The 17,301-nt window shown below is 34.7% G+C and carries 13 protein-coding genes; 6 read left to right on the top strand and 7 right to left on the bottom strand.

Going from position 1 to position 17,301, the window contains the following annotated elements:
- Positions 1-351 precede the first annotated feature (351 nt).
- A complete protein-coding gene (locus tag HGC4_RS16415; protein WP_050711224.1) occupies positions 352-2,889 on the top strand; it encodes an adenosylcobalamin-dependent ribonucleoside-diphosphate reductase in 2,538 nt (845 codons plus the stop codon).
- A gap of 129 nt (positions 2,890-3,018) precedes the next feature.
- On the opposite strand, the gene serB is transcribed toward HGC4_RS16415, so the two are convergent.
- From serB to pyrE, 4 genes are all read right to left on the bottom strand, one after another.
- The gene (gene serB / locus HGC4_RS16410) at positions 3,019-4,242 is read right to left on the bottom strand and encodes a phosphoserine phosphatase SerB (protein WP_050711223.1); all 1,224 of its coding nucleotides are present in this window, start codon (positions 4,240-4,242) and stop codon (positions 3,019-3,021) included.
- Positions 4,243-4,340: 98 nt separating this feature from the next.
- A complete protein-coding gene (gene argH / locus HGC4_RS16405; protein ID WP_050711222.1) occupies positions 4,341-5,681 on the bottom strand; it encodes an argininosuccinate lyase in 1,341 nt (446 codons plus the stop codon).
- 82 nt (positions 5,682-5,763) lie between these two features.
- Positions 5,764-6,192: a polyketide cyclase gene (locus tag HGC4_RS16400; protein WP_050711221.1), complete on the bottom strand. Its 429-nt coding sequence runs from the start codon at positions 6,190-6,192 to the stop codon at positions 5,764-5,766.
- 45 nt (positions 6,193-6,237) lie between these two features.
- A complete protein-coding gene (pyrE, locus tag HGC4_RS16395) occupies positions 6,238-6,867 on the bottom strand; it encodes an orotate phosphoribosyltransferase (RefSeq protein ID WP_050711220.1) in 630 nt (209 codons plus the stop codon).
- Positions 6,868-7,076: 209 nt separating this feature from the next.
- On the opposite strand from pyrE, the gene HGC4_RS16390 reads away from it, so the two are divergent.
- The 5 genes from HGC4_RS16390 (at position 7,077) to mnmD (ending at position 13,764) form a co-directional block, all read left to right on the top strand.
- The gene (locus HGC4_RS16390) at positions 7,077-7,700 is read left to right on the top strand and encodes a fumarylacetoacetate hydrolase family protein (RefSeq protein WP_050711219.1); all 624 of its coding nucleotides are present in this window, start codon (positions 7,077-7,079) and stop codon (positions 7,698-7,700) included.
- A 107-nt stretch (positions 7,701-7,807) separates the two neighbouring features.
- On the top strand, positions 7,808-11,251 hold the full coding sequence (porU, locus tag HGC4_RS16385) for a type IX secretion system sortase PorU (protein WP_157258356.1): 3,444 nt from the start codon (positions 7,808-7,810) through the stop codon (positions 11,249-11,251).
- 90 nt (positions 11,252-11,341) lie between these two features.
- Entirely contained in the window at positions 11,342-12,508 is a 1,167-nt protein-coding gene (gene porV, locus HGC4_RS16380; protein WP_050711217.1) for a type IX secretion system outer membrane channel protein PorV, read from the top strand.
- A 69-nt stretch (positions 12,509-12,577) separates the two neighbouring features.
- Positions 12,578-13,057, top strand: a complete 480-nt coding sequence (gene ispF, locus HGC4_RS16375; protein ID WP_050711216.1) for a 2-C-methyl-D-erythritol 2,4-cyclodiphosphate synthase — start codon at positions 12,578-12,580, stop codon at positions 13,055-13,057.
- Between the two features lie 29 nt (positions 13,058-13,086).
- Positions 13,087-13,764 (top strand): tRNA (5-methylaminomethyl-2-thiouridine)(34)-methyltransferase MnmC2, encoded by a 678-nt coding sequence (gene mnmD / locus HGC4_RS16370; RefSeq protein WP_050711215.1) that lies wholly within the window; start codon positions 13,087-13,089, stop codon positions 13,762-13,764.
- Between the two features lie 10 nt (positions 13,765-13,774).
- Here the strand turns inward: mnmD and HGC4_RS16365 are convergent, their stop codons facing one another.
- The 3 genes from HGC4_RS16365 to HGC4_RS16355 all read right to left on the bottom strand — a co-directional run bounded on the left by HGC4_RS16365 (position 13,775) and on the right by HGC4_RS16355 (position 17,120).
- Positions 13,775-14,719 carry a hypothetical protein gene (locus HGC4_RS16365; RefSeq protein ID WP_050711214.1) on the bottom strand — a complete coding sequence of 315 codons (945 nt, stop codon included), beginning with the start codon at positions 14,717-14,719 and terminating at the stop codon, positions 13,775-13,777.
- 3 nt (positions 14,720-14,722) lie between these two features.
- Complete coding sequence (locus tag HGC4_RS16360) at positions 14,723-15,616, bottom strand: hypothetical protein (protein WP_050711213.1); 894 nt, start codon at positions 15,614-15,616, stop codon at positions 14,723-14,725.
- Between the two features lie 67 nt (positions 15,617-15,683).
- Complete coding sequence (locus HGC4_RS16355) at positions 15,684-17,120, bottom strand: MBOAT family O-acyltransferase (protein ID WP_050711212.1); 1,437 nt, start codon at positions 17,118-17,120, stop codon at positions 15,684-15,686.
- Positions 17,121-17,301 lie beyond the last annotated feature (181 nt).

Here is a 17,301-nt window from a genome sequence, read left to right as displayed (position 1 = left end):
TGTAGTATAGCGCCCCGATTCAACTAGTTTGAATCGGGGAGTTTTATTTTATATAATTATGAGAAAAAGAAGGCTGTCTTTTTGCTGAGTTCGATATATTTATTATAACTTTACTAGGTCTAATATGAAAAATACTCACACAGCCAAATTTATTGTAATTTTATTTTGGAAAATTTTAAAATGATCCCTGTTTTTCAATTATCTGATAATTAATGAGCTAAAATTTATTTTGGAAAACTTTGAACATTGTTGAAAACATATTGTTTTAAAATTTGTAACATTCGCTATTCCTCGGTAGTTTTGTACTACGAAAAAATAGAACAACATTTCAAATAATAGAATATCCTCAAAATGGAACGCAAAATCTACACTTTTGATGAAGCCTGCGAAGCTGCTCTAGCCTACTTTAAGGGAGATGAGCTAGCAGCTAAGGTTTGGGTCAATAAGTATGCATTGAAAGATGCTGCCGGTAATATCTACGAGCATTCTCCCGAAGACATGCATTGGCGATTAGCTAATGAAATTGCTCGTATCGAGAAAAAGTATGAAAATGGACTTACAAGTCAAGAGCTGTATGACTTGTTCGACCAATTCAAGTACATTATTCCTCAAGGAAGCCCTATGACTGGAATTGGGAACGATTTTCAGATTGCTTCTTTATCCAATTGTTTTGTAATTGGTATAGATGGATCTGCTGACTCGTATGGTGCAATAATGCATATCGATCAGGAGCAGGTGCAATTGATGAAACGTAGAGGTGGAGTAGGGCATGACCTTTCTCACATACGCCCAAAAGGATCTCCTGTTAAGAACTCGGCATTAACTTCTACTGGCTTGGTTCCTTTCATGGAGAGATATTCAAACTCTACACGTGAAGTAGCACAAGACGGTCGTCGTGGAGCATTGATGTTGAGTGTTTCTATTAAGCATCCGGATGCAGAATCTTTTATCGATGCAAAAATGATAGAAGGTAAAGTTACAGGAGCTAATGTTTCCGTTAAAATAGATGACGACTTCATGCAAGCTGTTGTTGACGGAACAACATATACTCAGCAATATCCTGTGATTTCGGATAACCCAACTACTACCAAAGATATTGAAGCTTCAAGACTATGGGAAAAGATCGTTCATAATGCATGGAGATCAGCAGAACCCGGTGTTTTGTTCTGGGATACCATTATCAAAGAATCGGTGCCTGATTGTTATGCTGATTTAGGTTTCCGTACAGTATCTACTAATCCTTGTGGAGAGATACCATTGTGCCCATATGATAGCTGTCGTTTATTGGCAATCAATCTATATTCGTATGTAGTAAATCCTTTTGCGGATAATGCTTATTTCGATTTTGAATTGTTCAAAAAACACGTGGCATTGGCTCAACGTATAATGGATGATATTATTGATCTTGAGACTGAAAAAATCGATAATATCTTATTGAAAATAGACGAAGATCCAGAAGTTGATGAAGTAAAACAAACTGAAAGAAACTTATGGGAAAAGATTCGTAAGAAAACATTGCAAGGACGTAGAACCGGAGTGGGTATTACTGCCGAAGGTGATATGATTGCAGCAATGAATCTTCGTTATGGTACAGAAGATGCTACCGCATTTGCAGAAGAAGTACACCGTACTTTAGCTATTGCAGCTTATCGTTCTTCAGTAGAATTAGCAAGAGAGCGTGGAGCTTTTGAAATTTTTGATATCGAAAGAGAAAAAAATAATCCATTTATTAATAGATTATGTGCAGCCGATCCAGAGTTGTACACTGAGATGGAGAAATATGGTCGCCGTAATATTGCTTGTCTTACAGTTGCTCCAACAGGAACAACCAGTTTGATGTCGCAATCGTCATCGGGTATTGAGCCTGTGTTCCTTCCTGTCTACAAACGTCGTCGTAAGGTAAATCCTAATGATGTTCAGGTGAAAGTTGACTTCATCGATGAGAATGGCGATTCGTGGGAAGAGTATATTGTATTCCACCATAAGTTTGTTACTTGGATGGAGACAAAAGGACATTCTGTAACTAAAAAATATAGCTCAGAAGAGTTGGATGAATTAGTAGCACAATCTCCTTATTATAAAGCAACTTCAAATGATGTAGACTGGTTGCAGAAAGTGAAGATGCAGGGACGTATTCAAAAATGGGTTGACCATTCAATTAGCGTTACAATAAACCTGCCTTCAGATGTATCAGAAGACTTGGTAAACAAATTGTATATTGAAGCTTGGAAAAGTGGATGTAAAGGTTGTACTGTTTACAGAGATGGATCGCGTGCAGGTGTGTTACTTTCTGCAGATGATAAAAAAGGAAAAGAAGAGGAATGTTACGAACGTCCTATTTTAGTGACTTCACGTCCTAAAGAATTAGAGGCTGATGTAATCAGATTCCAAAATAATAAAGAAAAGTGGATTGCCTTTATAGGTTTGTTAGATAACCGTCCTTATGAAGTATTTACAGGTCTTAATGATGATGACGAAGGTATTATGTTGCCTAAGCATGTTAATAAGGGTGTAATTATTAAGAGCATAAATGACGAAGGCGAACGCAGCTATGACTTCCAGTTTAAAAACAAAAGAGGTTATAAAACTACAATCGAAGGTCTGAATAGTAAGTTTAATCCAGAGTATTGGAACTATGCTAAACTAATTTCCGGAGTGTTGCGTTATGGTATGCCTATCGATCAGGTAATCAAATTGGTACAGGCTTTAGAATTGGATAGTGAGACTATTAATACTTGGAAGAATGGTGTGGAAAGAGCTTTGAAGAAGTATCTACCTAACGGTTCTGAGTTAAAAGGTCAAAAATGTCCGGTTTGTGAACAAGAAACTCTTGTATATCAAGAAGGTTGCTTGAAATGTAGCAATTGTGGTGCTTCAAAATGTGGGTAATGCTTTAATTACCGATTTAACTTAATAAATAAAAAGGTTCTGATTAATTAATCAGAACCTTTTTTGTATTATGAGGTATAACTAGCAGTTATACTAATAACTTCCCTAAGCAATAAAAGGTCTGAGACCTTAATAGTCTCCTTCCAACATCGAATCTCTATATCCAAGGAAATATAATATTCCGTCAAGACCTACTGTAGAAAGTGATTGTTGTGCATTTTCTTTTACTTTAGGCTTAGCGTGGAATGCAATACCAAGTCCCGCAGTAGCCAACATTTGTAAATCGTTAGCTCCATCACCTACAGCTACGGTTTGCTTAAGATCTACTTTCTCGACCTGAGCAATTAGGCGAAGTAATTCGGCTTTACGTTTGCCATCTACAATATCTCCAACGTGTTTACCTGTGAGTTTACCGTCTTCAATTTCTAATTCGTTGGCATATACATAGTCAAACCCGTATTTGTCTTTTAAGTAATTTCCGAAATAGGTGAATCCTCCTGAAAGGATAGCTATTTTGTATCCACTCTTTTTGAGTATGCGAACCAAGCGAGTCATACCTTCTGTAATAGGTAGATTTTCGGCGATTTCTTTCATTACCGATTCATCTAATCCTTTCAGAAGACTAACTCTTCTTTTAAAGCTTTCAGAGAAATCTATTTCACCTCTCATTGCAGCTTCGGTAATAGCTCTCACTTCTTCGCCCACTCCTGCACGATCAGCAAGTTCGTCTATTACTTCTGTTTGAATAAGAGTTGAATCCATATCAAAACAAATAAGACGACGCATGCGACGATACATACTTTCTTCTTGGAAAGCTATATCAATCTGATATTTAGCTGAAAGGGTAAGGAAAGTCTTTTGAAGTTCTTTAAAGTGTTCGATAGTTCCTCGAACGGACAATTCTATACACGAACGTCCTATTCTATCTGTTTTATTCAGAGGAATACGAGATGTCAGACGAGTAATTTTCTCTATATTAAGCTTATTATCGAGCAATACTTGTGTTACAATAGATATATGGGTTGCATTAAGCTCCCGTCCCAAAATAGTAACCGTATAGCGATTCTTTCCTTGGAGATTTACCCAAGTAGAATAAGCTTCTTTGGAAAGGTGCGAGAATCTAACATTTACGCCTAATTCATCTGCTTTGAATAATAAATCTTTGAGGATATATCCCGACTTTTCGGTCTCAGATTCAAACATGATTGCTAATGATAGCGAATGATGTATGTTTGCTTGTCCTATATCAAGGATTGTAGCCTTATAATGTCCTAATATTGCTGTTAAAGCTGTGGTTACACCGGGACGATCTTGTCCTGATATACGAACTAAAATTATTTCCGTATCCTCCATTCTTAAATCTTAAGAAGTTTCACTATTTAATACTATATTCTATAAAGATAACTAAATCAAGCTTTTACTTTTATCAAAGTAATAAAAGGTATTAAACCTTAGTTTGCCGAATTTAGTAATTTTGATTCAGCAGCTTCTATTGAAGTGAAATCAAACTGATCTACTATCTGTTGTCTTAGTAATTCTATTTGCTCGTTACATAGATTGCCTATACTGCCTTCGTGTGTATGATTCACTTTGCGATTGTGGACAAATTTACCATTTTCAATATCCATACCTACTTTCTTGTATGCATCACGAAATGGCATTCCCTCCAATACTAAACGATTTACTTCTTCGACGCTAAATATATATGTGTATTTATCATCATTTATAACTTCATCGTTTACTTTAATCTCTCCAATCATGCGACCAATCATCGATATGCAATTGTTCAGCTCATCAAAAGAAGGTAAGAATATTTCTTTGATGAGTTGCATATCTCTGAAATAGCCCGATGGCAGATTGTTGGTTATCAAAGTTATCTCAGTAGGCAAGGCTTGTAACTTGTTACATTTTGCTCTGGATAGTTCAAACACATCGGGATTCTTTTTGTGAGGCATAATGCTCGATCCGGTAGTGTATTCGTCTGGCAATTTAATAAAACCAAAATTTTGGCTATTATACATACATGCATCAAAAGATAACTTGGATAGTGTTGCAGCAATGCCTGCAATGGCAAAACCCACAGTGCGTTCCATTTTACCTCTTCCCATTTGAGCATAAACCACATTGTAGTTCATAGAGTCAAAACCTAACAGATCGGTTGTTAGTTGTCTGTTAAGAGGGAATGATGAACCGTATCCGGCAGCAGATCCTAAAGGATTTCTGTTGCATATTTTAAATGCAGCCAATAGTAATTGCAGATCGTCAACTAGACTTTCGGCATAAGCTCCAAACCACAATCCGAATGACGATGGCATAGCTATTTGCAAGTGAGTATAACCGGGTATTAAAACATTTTTATATTTTTCACTTTGTTGTAAAAGTATATCTATAAGCCCTGATACCGATTCTACTACTGTTTTGATTTGCTCTCTGGTGAAAAGCTTAAGATCTACAAGCACCTGATCGTTTCTTGAACGACCGCTGTGTATCTTCTTTCCCACATCACCCAGTTTGCGAGTAAGCATTAATTCTATCTGAGAATGGACGTCTTCAACGTCGTTTTCTATGATAAAATTGCCTTCCTCTATTGTATTGTATATTGATTTGAGTTCTTTAAGAAGAATAGGTAATTCTTCTTTTGCCAGTAGTCCGATAGATTCAAGCATTGTAATATGAGCCATCGACCCTAATACATCATGCTTGGCTAGATATAGATCCATCTCTCTATCGTGACCAACGGTATATTCTTCTATGTCTTTATTAACCAGTGTATTTTTTTGCCAAAGTTTCATTTGTCAACTTTTTCCTTAATGAATAAGTAATCTCAGCTCTTTATTCCTACATTCTATAAACTATAAAAGGGTCTGAACCCTTTTACTTTTCTGCTAAATCACCATAAGGTATGGTTGCCAATGTTTCTGCCATTTTATCCAAGCCATTCTGTAATGGTTTTGATATCATAGGTTTCAAGAATGCATTAATATCGGCTTTAACTGTTAGCTTCATTTTTGTTTCTTCGGCAGTAGACTGTTTCAATTGAATCCAAAGAGTCAGTTTGAAAGGCAGTTGTTCGGCTTCAAATTTAATTGTAGAATTTGGCTCCCGTTCAACGATTACAAACCGTACTTTTCCTATTGGGTCTACTGTTACAGTACAAGAATCCTGATCATATGAAAAATCTTTGATCTTGTCCTGAGGTATTTTATCTTTAATCAAGTCTAGTTTTCTAAGGTCCGATAGAACTGTGAAAATTTCTTGATCTGAATATGGTATTGTTTTTATATCGCTGATATATTCTGCCATTTTTACGATATTGAGTAAATAAAAGTATTAAAAAGGTCTAGAGCCTTATTTCCAGTCAGCTGGAGCTTTTTTCCATTCCTGAAGAGTTTCAAGCTCAGATTCATCAATGTAATCTATTCTCAAAGCCTCGCTAAGTACGGCATCGTAATTAGTAAGAGTTGTAAGTTCTACTCCTGCCTTTTCGAAATTCGAAATAGAGATAGGAAGTCCATAGTTAAATATGGCAATCATTCCGATTACTTCCGAACCATCTCTTTTGATAGCTTCTACGGCTTTAAGGCTACTTCCTCCAGTTGAAATTAGGTCTTCAATAACCAATACTTTACTGTTAGGTCTTAACTCTCCTTCGATAAGATTTTCCAATCCGTGATCTTTTGGAGTTGCACGAACATATACAAAAGGCAAGCCTAATGCATCAGCTACTAGTGCTCCAGGAGTAATCGCTCCGGTTGCTACACCTGCTACGGCATCAGCATCGGGATATTTTTCCATGGCTAAGCGACTCAACTCGATCTTCACGAAATTACGAATTGCAGGATAAGAGAATAGTTTTCTGTTATCGCAATATATAGGAGACTTCCATCCGGATGCCCATGTAAACGGATTTGATGGTTGAAGCTTTATAGCCTTAATTCTCAACAGCTTCTCTGCTGTCATTTTTTCCAAGGTATTCATAGTCTGTGGGATAAAAATATATATAACAAATTGCAGTGCAAATATAGATATAAAGGGAGAAATGAGTTATACGTTTGTATCTATTTTTTTGATTCTTTATGCATTTATGTGTAATAATAAGAGTTGCCCATATTAATATAGCCTTATTAGTATTAAAATATTTTTATCTTTGTAGATTCTGTGTATTATATTATAATTGACACATTAAGATGAAGATTATTTGTGTAGGGCTTAATTATCAGGAGCATAACCGAGAAATGGGACGGGCAGATTCTGCCTCTTCTGACAATCCGGTTATTTTTATAAAACCCGATTCGGCTTTGTTAAAGGACAATAAACCGTTCTTTATACCTGATTTTTCAGAGGATATTCACTACGAGTTAGAAGTCGTAGTTCGTATAAACAGATTGGGTAAAAATATTGCAGAACGATTTGCCCATCGCTATTATGATGAGTTGACTGTAGGTATTGATTTTACTGCTAGAGATTTACAAAACGAACTTAAGGCTAAAGGGCTTCCTTGGGAATTGTCGAAAGGCTTTGATTATTCGGCAGTAGTTGGAGAGTTTATATCTAAAGAGGACTTATTGAATGATATAGGTAATGTAAGCTTTGAATTACATAAAAATGGGAATCAAGTACAACTTGGTAATACATCAGATATGATTCACTCCATTGATAAAATAATAGACTATGTGAGCCGCTTTTTTACCTTGAAAATCGGTGATATTATTTTTACGGGTACTCCGGCAGGCGTCGGGCGTGTTGATATAGAGGATCATTTGGAAGGCTTTCTGGAGAATAAGAAGCTCTTTGATTTTTATGTGCGCTAACAACACATAATTTATATATGTTAAGACTAAAACTATTGCAGAAATATTTATATAAGATTTCAAACCTGTTTATTACTTTGGTGAATACACTACCAAAGACAGATATAATGATTAAATATAACAATATATATTTAAGGTCATTTATATTACTTCTTTTTTGTATTTGTTCTCTCTCTCAACTATCCGCTGTTGAAAATGATGGAAGTAGATATGCTCCAAATTCGGTATTGTCACAAGGTAAATGGTACAAAATAAAAGTGCCTGCTACGGGTGTTTATAAACTGACCTATGAGGAGTTGGCAGATATGGGGTTAACTAATCCTCAGAATGTGAAAATATACGGTTACGGAGGTTGGATTCTTGATGAAAATTTTACCAAACCTTATATAGACGATTTACCTCAGGTATCTATTTGGATGAGTAAAGATCCTGCCAGTTTTGGAAAAGGCGATTATGTTCTGTTTTATGCTCGTGCTGATATCAAATGGACTTATGACGAAGTGTTGAAAGAGTTTGTTCATGAGCAAAATCCATATTCATCAGATAATTACTACTTCGTAACAGAGAATACTGAGCAACCGAAGTTGATAAGTACAAAACCTTCAATATCTGGTGCTACTACTGTTGTAACGACTTTCGATGATTATTTTCTACATGAAAAAGAAGAGGTTAATTTAGCAGAAACAGGTCGTGAATTTTTCGGAGAAAGCTTTAAGACTAAAACATCTCAGGATTTTTTATTACCACTCGAAGGGGTAACAACTAATCCTATGGTAATCCGATATAATTTTATATCAAAGGCATTGTTTACGGCCGGACAATTGAGTGTCTCTCTTAATGGAGGAAAGGCTAAAATTCGCTATACGGATGTGAATAATGAATATTATACACATGCTACCACTATAAATGATACTATAGTAAGACGTAGTAATTTGCTAGGGAAAGATACTCTTAACTTGACTTATACCAAAGGGATGAGTACCGATAAGAATATTCACCTTAACTATATAAGAGTTAATTATAAACGTTACCTGAAACCTTACGGAGCAGTAACCCTCTTTAGAGATAAAACGAATAGAGAAGATATTACTTTTAGTATTTCAGAAGCAAATAGCTCTATTTTGGTTTGGGACGTTACTGGAAATTTTACTGTAAGTAAAGTCGATGCTGCTTTATCAGGGAGTACTTTAACTTTCGGTGCATCTAATTCCACAATACGTGAGTATGCGTTGATTGATCTTACTAAATCAATTCCATCGCCTGTTATTATAAAAGGAGCAATAAAAAATCAGAATTTACATGCTAGTGCGAATCCTGATATGATAATTATAGTACAACCTAGTTTGCAGTCGTATGCAGAGAAAGTTGCTGAATTACATAAAAAGGAAGGTTTAGTATCATTAATAGCCAATCCCGATGATATTTACAATGAGTTTTCGTCAGGAAAGCCGGATGCGACAGCTTACCGTCGATTTGTAAAGATGTTTTATGATAGAAGTGCATCAGATGAAGATAAACCTCAGTATCTATTTTTGTTTGGTGGAGGCACTTATGATAATCGTTTTATTCAGCTTAAAGAGAATAAAGAATCGATGCTTTTAACTTTTCAGACAAGAGAATCTTTAAAAGAAACAGAGTCTTATGTTACAGATGATTACTTCGGGTTTCTGGATGATAATGAAGGTGTTAAGATAGAAACTGATAAATTAGATATTTCAATCGGAAGATTACCTGCCAGAACAAAGGAAGAGGCAGAGAGTGCTGTTCAGAAGATTACAAGCTATATTCAAAATCAGAATATGGGAATATGGGAAAACCATATTACATTCATTGCTGATGATGCCATTTCCCCCAATTATACTTTGGAGGCAGAGCGTCGGCATATGCTTGATGCCGAAAGATTTGCGACTTATACGAATGTGAATCACCCTGATTTTATTGTGAATCGTATTTATCAGGATTCTTACGAAAGAGTAATAGAAGCAAATGGAGCGCGTTATCCAGATGCTACAAAGGCACTACTTGATAGAATAAATAGTGGTACACTTGCCCTTAATTTTATAGGACATGGCTCTACTACTTCGTGGACACATGAATATCTGCTTAGGCTTGCTGAGATTGAGGCCATGGATAATAGCAAGTTACCCTTGTGGATCACTGCAACCTGCGATTTTAGCCGTTTTGATGCTACTGATATGTCGGGTGGTGAGATTGCATTGCTTAATCCGAAGGGAGGGGCTATTGCCCTTTTCTCTACAGTAAGAGTTGTGTTTCAGATTGATAATACAAGAATAAATAATAATATAACAAAGCACCTTTTGGTTGCCAAAGAGGGTAAAGCGGCTCGATTGGGAGATATAATACGTAATGCAAAATTAGAATCTGATATTGCTACTGATGAGAATAAACTTAAATTTCTATTGGTAGGAGATCCGGCTTTACGCCTAAATTATCCAGATAAAACATATCGTGTAGAAGTCTCAGAAATGAATGGCTTAGATGCTAATGAGCCTGATATTAATATCCAAGCTTTAGATAATACAATTATAAAAGGACATATCGTTGATGAGAGTGGAAATATTGCTACTGATTTTAACGGAACACTCGAAACCGTAATATTCGATGCTGAGCAGACTTTAAAGACTCGTGGAAATACGCCTAAGGGAACCAGTGATGAAGTTGCAATGAGTTATAAAGATTTTACAAATATATTATTTTTCGGAAAAATAGAAATTAAAGATGGGGAGTTTGAGATAAACTTTATAGCACCCAAAGATATATTATATACCGGAGGAAAAGGTAAAATGAGCTTTTATGCTTATAATGTAGAAAAAGACAAAAAAGCTCAAGGCTCTTTCTTAAATTACACTGTAGGAGGCACAAATACAAATCTGCCCGAAGAAACTAATCCTCCTGTAATTTCAAATATGTTTCTTAATTCGCCCTCTTTTAAATCGGGTGATTATGTAAATCCTACTCCTATTTTCTTTGCAGATGTATCTGATGATACGGGCATAAATGTATCCAGTGGAATAGGGCATAATATGATTCTTACTCTGAATGGAAACAGAGAAATTGATATGACTCCTTATTTCGAAAATGAAGATAATTCTTCAAAGAAAGGACATATACGTTATCAATTCTCAGAGTTGGAAGAAGGTAATTATACTTTAGAATTTAGAGTTTGGGATGTTTGGAATAATTCGGCAACCCAATCATTAAACTTTATAATAAGTAACGATTTTCGTCCTGCCGTATATGATTTCCAGATATGGGGAAATCCGGCTAGAGATTATACACGCTTTGTTTTTAATACAAATACTCCAGGGTCTAATATTGATGTGAAGATATCTGTATATTCTTTGACCGGAGTTTTGGCTTGGGTACACGAGTCGAGTGGCGATGCTTTGAATCAATATGTTTATGAGTGGAATTTAACAGGCTCTAATGGAGGGCGTTTGCATCCGGGTGTTTATATTTGTACAGTACAAATAAGTATAGACGGAAAATTATCATCAATAAAAAATCAGAAATTGATTATCTCAAACTAAAGATGCAGAATCACTGCTATTTTAGTTAAGGATATATTATATAAATAATCAGAAGACAATTAATAAAACCAACGATAAAGCTTAAAATCGATGATGAAATTTAATAAGAAATATCTATTTACGGTGCTGTCTCTTTTTGTAGCAGTACTTGGATATGCACAAGAAATAGCTAATCCTCCGGTAACGGCAGTGCCTTCTTTAACCATTGCACCCGATGCTCGTGCGGGAGGTATGGGTGATGTTGGTGCAGCTACCTTACCAGATCTTTATTCTCAACACTGGAATCCAGCTAAATATGCTTTTTTACAAACAAAGGCTGGAATCTCTATGTCATATACTCCTTGGTTGAGAAAAATTGTACAAGATATAGCAATGGTGTATGCTTCGGGTTTCTATAAATTTGGAAACGAAGATAATCAGGCAATAAGTGCTTCTATTCGGTATTTCTCTATAGGAGATATACCAACAGCCGATTTGAACGGTATGTTTGGAGCAAGTGTGTCTCCTTACGAAATGGCTTTTGATGTAGCCTATTCTCGCAAACTTACAGAGACATTCTCGGGAAGTGTTGGTTTGAGGTATATTCGTACCGATTATACCACATTTGAGGATGATGGTACTACTCCGGGTAATGCATATGCTGCTGATATTTCAGGATATAATGAATCGTATATTATGATTGGTTCAGCAGAAAGCTTATTAGGATTAGGTTTCAATATTTCAAACATTGGTAGTAAAATATCAATGGATGGTGGTGCAAACGAATATTTTATACCAACCAATATGCGTTTAGGTGCTTCTTTGACTTATCCATTGGATGAATATAATACTTTGGCTTTTAGCATGGATTTAAATAAACTCTTGGTTCCATCACGTCCGGTTAGAGGCGATGAAGAGAGTATCGAAGATTTTTTGGAACGACAAAGGGCTGTGAATGCAACTTCGCCAATTAGTGGTATCTTTAAATCTTTTACCGATTCGCCATATGGCCTTAGAGGTGAGCTGGAAGAAATAGCTTGGTCAGCCGGTGTGGAATATGCATACAATAATCAGTTTATGGTTAGAAGTGGGTATTTTCATGAAAGCGAAAGACAAGGTAATAGAAAGTATTTCACATTTGGAGCAGGATTCAAAATGAGTGCATTCCAATTAGATGCTGCTTATCTGATTTCGTCAGCAGAATCTAACCCTTTAGATCAAACTATCCGTTTTTCTCTAGGGTTTGATATGGACGGGTTAAGAGGCTTATTCAAATAAGCATAAAACAAATATTAGATTTATAATCTGATTGAATTGAATATTCATAATACTTATTGAAGAAATAAAATGAAAATACGTGTAGGGTTTGGATATGATGTCCATCGTTTGACAGAAGATCGCGATTTATGGTTAGGTGGTATAAAGATTGAATATTCGAAAGGTTTAATCGGGCATTCGGATGCAGATGTACTTATTCATGCTATTTGCGATGCTTTACTTGGAGCAGCTAATCTAAGAGACATCGGGTTTCATTTTCCAGATACAGCAAAAGAATATAAAGATGTAGATAGTAAATTATTACTTAAAAAGACTTTGGAGGTACTTACTGAAAAAGGTTATCGAATAGGTAATATTGATGCTACAATATGTGCAGAACAGCCAAAGATCAATCCGCATATACCTCAAATGCAAAAAGTAATGGCAGAGATATTGAATATTGACACTGATGATATTTCAATAAAGGCTACAACTTCTGAGAAAATGGGATTTGTAGGTCGCGAAGAAGGTTTTTCGTCTTATGCTGTTGCACTGATTGAGAAGATATAATAACTGATACTTTAGATAATTAAAATATAATGGAGCAAAAGGTGCAAATAGAATCTACAGCAGATGGCTCTCATACACTTTTTGTTCCTTCCCTTAACGAGCACTACCATTCGGTTAATGGTGCAAAGCAAGAATCTGAGCATATTTATATTAATGCAGGGCTATTGCACTCAACCAAAGAAAAACTGAATCTTCTGGAGATAGGTTTTGGTACAGGTTTAAATGCTTACTTAACTTTACTTATAACTGAACAAACTACAAAGGATATTAATTACATAAGTTTAGAGTTATATCCATTATCCATAGATATAGTTAAAGGATTAAACTATGTAGAGAATAGTGATTCTAAATATAAGAGTCTGTATTTGAAACTGCACGAAAGTGAGTGGAATTGTAAAAATGAGATAACACCATCTTTTTATCTAACAAAGATTCAAACAGATTTTAGTCAGCTAGACTCACCTATAAACTCCGATGTTCTATTTGATGTAATCTATTTTGACGCATTTGCTCCAGAGAAACAATCTGAAATGTGGTCTCAAGAAATATTCAACTATTTATATAGTAAAACAAATAAAGGGGGAATTCTTACTACATATTGTGCTAAAGGTGTCGTGAGACGTATGCTTCAACAAGCAGGATATTGTGTTGAACGTTTAGCAGGACCTCCAGGAAAACGTGAAATATTAAGAGCTGTGAGATTTTAGAGCTCCAATCTTATTGAATCCTATTATCTATTGATTTAATAATAGAGTCTAATTTATGCCCAACAATACCTGCTCCTTTTCCACTTAAATGATCCGCATCATAAAATAAGTCAATGTTATTATTTTCTTTAGTGTTACTAAAATCACAAAGTAAATTATAATAAAATACATTCTTATTATCTTCCAGATCCTTTGCTGTCGCATATAGCATATTCAATTGTTCTTCATCAAGAAGTTCAATAAAAGAAGGATGAGCAGGAAGTGTTACAAAAACAATTTTAGCATTTTTTCTCTTACCTATTTCAATAATCTTTTTTAAGCATTCTATATTCTCATTGTATAATGTATTGAGGTCTGCAGCTTTGTGAGAATCTGCTATTTCTTTTGAATTTTTCGTCAGGGCATCTAAACTCTCAGTAGGAGTTAGATAATTTAAACCAAGTAGTGTAAGATCTGATATTGGATTCTTTTGTTTATAGTAATAGTCCCATAGTATTTCAATATCATTTTGCATAGTATGGTCAAGAAACAATAACCTTTTTAAAGGGTTTTTTTCTGTACTTATCTTGTAGTATATATCATAATATTTAAGCCTCCATGTTTGAGGATGATATTTAAGTTTACTCCATAACGAGTGGTATGATAAGGGAACTATTACATACTCTAAAGTTCCTAACTCATCTTGGTATTTGTTGAGGATCTCATAATCGAGATCTAATGTTTGTGCGTAGTTTGCAATATTAAAGGTATTCTTTGAAAAGGAATTAGGATCAATGCCTGTGACCCCATGAGAACTACCCAATACTAAAACTTGGACATTCTCAGAGTTATTTTCCAGGTAATTAGCCTTAGACATATATGCATTAGGCAATTGGCATAGGAGGAACTCAATACCATATAGTGCTATTATAAAAGGAGCTACAAAAAGAAAAGTATATATAATATATCGTTTCATAGTTTAATTTTCTATTGCTTGCTGAGTGGCTATACTCTGATTCTCTATATCTTTTATGATAGAGTCTAGTTTCATTGTAAATTTCTCTGCACCTATATGACTAAGGTGGTCACCATTGGCAAAATCTTGTAAAGAAAGTTTTCGTCCGTCTTCTAGGAGATCAAGATAAAAAACATCCTTGCCATTTTCTAGATTATCCATCGTTTGATGCATGAGGCTTAATTGTTGCTTTTTTAAGTTATCAATATAAGTAGGATAACAAGGGATAGTGATAAAAAGAACTTTAGCTCCTTTATCATTCGCTATATCTATAATTCCTTTCAAATGCTTCAAGTTTTCTGAATAGAGAGCATCTAGATCATTTACCGAAAAGTCTTTGGCTTTGGATTCTCCACTTTCCGATAGTGCTGATATATCTGTGGCTGGTGGAGCCGAGAAAAAACCCTCTTTAAAGTCTGGTAACAAAAGATCATTTTCCCAATAATATTGTTTTAAATTTTTCAATTTAACTTTTATCACATTATCAAAGAGTAAGAATTTTTTCAAGGGATTGTGTTCTATATCTATATCGAAATAGATATTGTTATATTTAGCCATCCATCTATAATATTTTAGTTCAGAAAGTTTAAACCAGAGAGAATGGTACGAGATAGGTACAATTACATATTCTAAGGCACTCAAGTCATCCTTATACTTATTCAGTAAAGAATAGTCTATATCGAGAGTTTGAGCACCTTGAGCTAGATTATAAGCTTTCTTAGAAAGATATTTAGGATCTATACCGTTAGCTGCATGCGAATTTCCTAAAATGAGAATTTTAATTTGAGATAATTCACCTGTTATTGCTTTGGCTTTTGCCATATGAGGGTTAGGTATTCCTCTGAGAAAATGTTCCATGAGAACAATAGTTATGACAAAGGGTGCGAGGAATAATATTGTATATATAATAAATCTTCTCATTAAGTTAGAATTGGAAATAAATAAATGCTTCTTCGTGTCCAAAGTGAACAAATATTAGAATTGCTATAACATAATAAAATCCCCAACGTAGATATTTATTTTTAAGACTACCCACTTTTTCAATAGCATAATTACCTTCTCTTCCTAGCCACTCAATCGCAAAGAATAAAATAATAAGTAATAACGTTTGTCTTGAATACATTGTAGGAAGGCTGAACAGTTCAGCAGAAAAAATACCTTTTATATATGCAAATGCGTGATGAATATTTTCTGCACGAAAAAAGATCCAAGCAAAGCAGGATAATAAAAAAGTTAATCCGATTTGGGAAAGTTCTTTAATAGAAGGAAGAATTTTTCCTTGCGCTACAACATCTAAATGCTTTCTATTCGATTTAAATATAATAGAAGGTAAAATAAACAAAGCATTAAGACCACCCCAAGCAAGGAAAGTCCAATTGGCTCCATGCCAAAAACCACTAACTAAAAATATAATAAATGTATTTCGAATAGTTTTAGCCATACTACCTCGGCTACCACCTAGCGGTACGTACAGATAATCTTTAAACCATGATGAGAGTGAAATATGCCATCTTCTCCAAAATTCAGCAATATTTCTAGAGAAATAAGGGAAATTGAAATTCTTCAATAATTCAAAACCAAGTAAACGTGCTGATCCTAGAGCAATATCAGAGTATCCGGAAAAGTCTCCATATATTTGAATTGCAAAAAATATAGCACCAAGAACAAGAGTGCTACCATGATATTGATCCGAATTGTTAAATATATTATTAGCTAATGCAGCACAACTATCAGCAATTACCACTTTCTTGAATAGCCCCCAGAGTATTTGTCGCAAACCATCAATCGCTTTGCTATAATTAAACGACCGAGGTTTCTCCACTTGGGGTAATAGGTGAGTAGCCCTTTCAATAGGTCCTGCAACAAGCAAAGGGAAGAAGCTTACAAATAAGCTATAATTAATCCAGTTATGACAAGGTTTTATTTTATCATTATATATATCGAATACATATGAAAGTCCATGAAATGTATAAAATGATATACCAACAGGGAGAATTATATTCAGAGTTGAAAAATGGGGAGTCAAACCAATAGTCGCAAGTAATTCGGCAAAAGACTCTACAAAGAAATTGTAATACTTAAAGACGCCTAGAAAACCTAAATTTATACCTACACTTGAAATTAACCAGATCTTTTTGTGAACTTGAGACTTTGTTTTTGCGATTTGTAGTCCAGATACAAAATCTAAAATAGTGGAGAAGGCAAGAAGAAATACAAATCGCCAATCCCAGCAAGCATAGAAAAAGTAACTGGAAGCAACCAGCATTATATTTTGTATTTTAAATGATTTGTGGAAAACAAACCAGTATAATATAAATACTATAGGTAAAAAGATCGCGTATTCAATCGAATTGAAAAACATATGATAAAATATAATGTTAGTTTAGTGAGCTATTTCGGCTGCAAAGATATTACAAATAATTGGAAGAATAATGTATCTAAGCCTGCTCCTATTAAGAATACAACAAATCTTTACTTTTTAATGAAATTATTTAACAGAATTATCCACTTCATAATAAGGCCATTGAAAAAAAGATTCGATT

Source organism: Dysgonomonas sp. HGC4 (assembly GCF_001261715.1).
In the GTDB taxonomy this organism is placed as follows: domain Bacteria; phylum Bacteroidota; class Bacteroidia; order Bacteroidales; family Dysgonomonadaceae; genus Dysgonomonas_A.
This window is presented reverse-complemented; position numbering and strand designations above follow the sequence as displayed.

Coding starts and splice junctions, on each gene's coding strand:
- HGC4_RS16390 (WP_050711219.1), top strand. CDS start 7,077: ATGAAGATTATTTGTGTAGGGCTTAATTATCAGGAGCATAACCGAGAA.
- pyrE (WP_050711220.1), bottom strand. CDS start 6,867: ATGAATACCTTGGAAAAAATGACAGCAGAGAAGCTGTTGAGAATTAAG.
- ispF (WP_050711216.1), top strand. CDS start 12,578: ATGAAAATACGTGTAGGGTTTGGATATGATGTCCATCGTTTGACAGAA.
- HGC4_RS16365 (WP_050711214.1), bottom strand. CDS start 14,719: ATGAAACGATATATTATATATACTTTTCTTTTTGTAGCTCCTTTTATA.
- mnmD (WP_050711215.1), top strand. CDS start 13,087: ATGGAGCAAAAGGTGCAAATAGAATCTACAGCAGATGGCTCTCATACA.
- serB (WP_050711223.1), bottom strand. CDS start 4,242: ATGGAGGATACGGAAATAATTTTAGTTCGTATATCAGGACAAGATCGT.
- porV (WP_050711217.1), top strand. CDS start 11,342: ATGATGAAATTTAATAAGAAATATCTATTTACGGTGCTGTCTCTTTTT.
- HGC4_RS16360 (WP_050711213.1), bottom strand. CDS start 15,616: ATGGAACATTTTCTCAGAGGAATACCTAACCCTCATATGGCAAAAGCC.
- argH (WP_050711222.1), bottom strand. CDS start 5,681: ATGAAACTTTGGCAAAAAAATACACTGGTTAATAAAGACATAGAAGAA.
- HGC4_RS16415 (WP_050711224.1), top strand. CDS start 352: ATGGAACGCAAAATCTACACTTTTGATGAAGCCTGCGAAGCTGCTCTA.
- HGC4_RS16355 (WP_050711212.1), bottom strand. CDS start 17,120: ATGTTTTTCAATTCGATTGAATACGCGATCTTTTTACCTATAGTATTT.
- HGC4_RS16400 (WP_050711221.1), bottom strand. CDS start 6,192: ATGGCAGAATATATCAGCGATATAAAAACAATACCATATTCAGATCAA.
- porU (WP_157258356.1), top strand. CDS start 7,808: ATGATTAAATATAACAATATATATTTAAGGTCATTTATATTACTTCTT.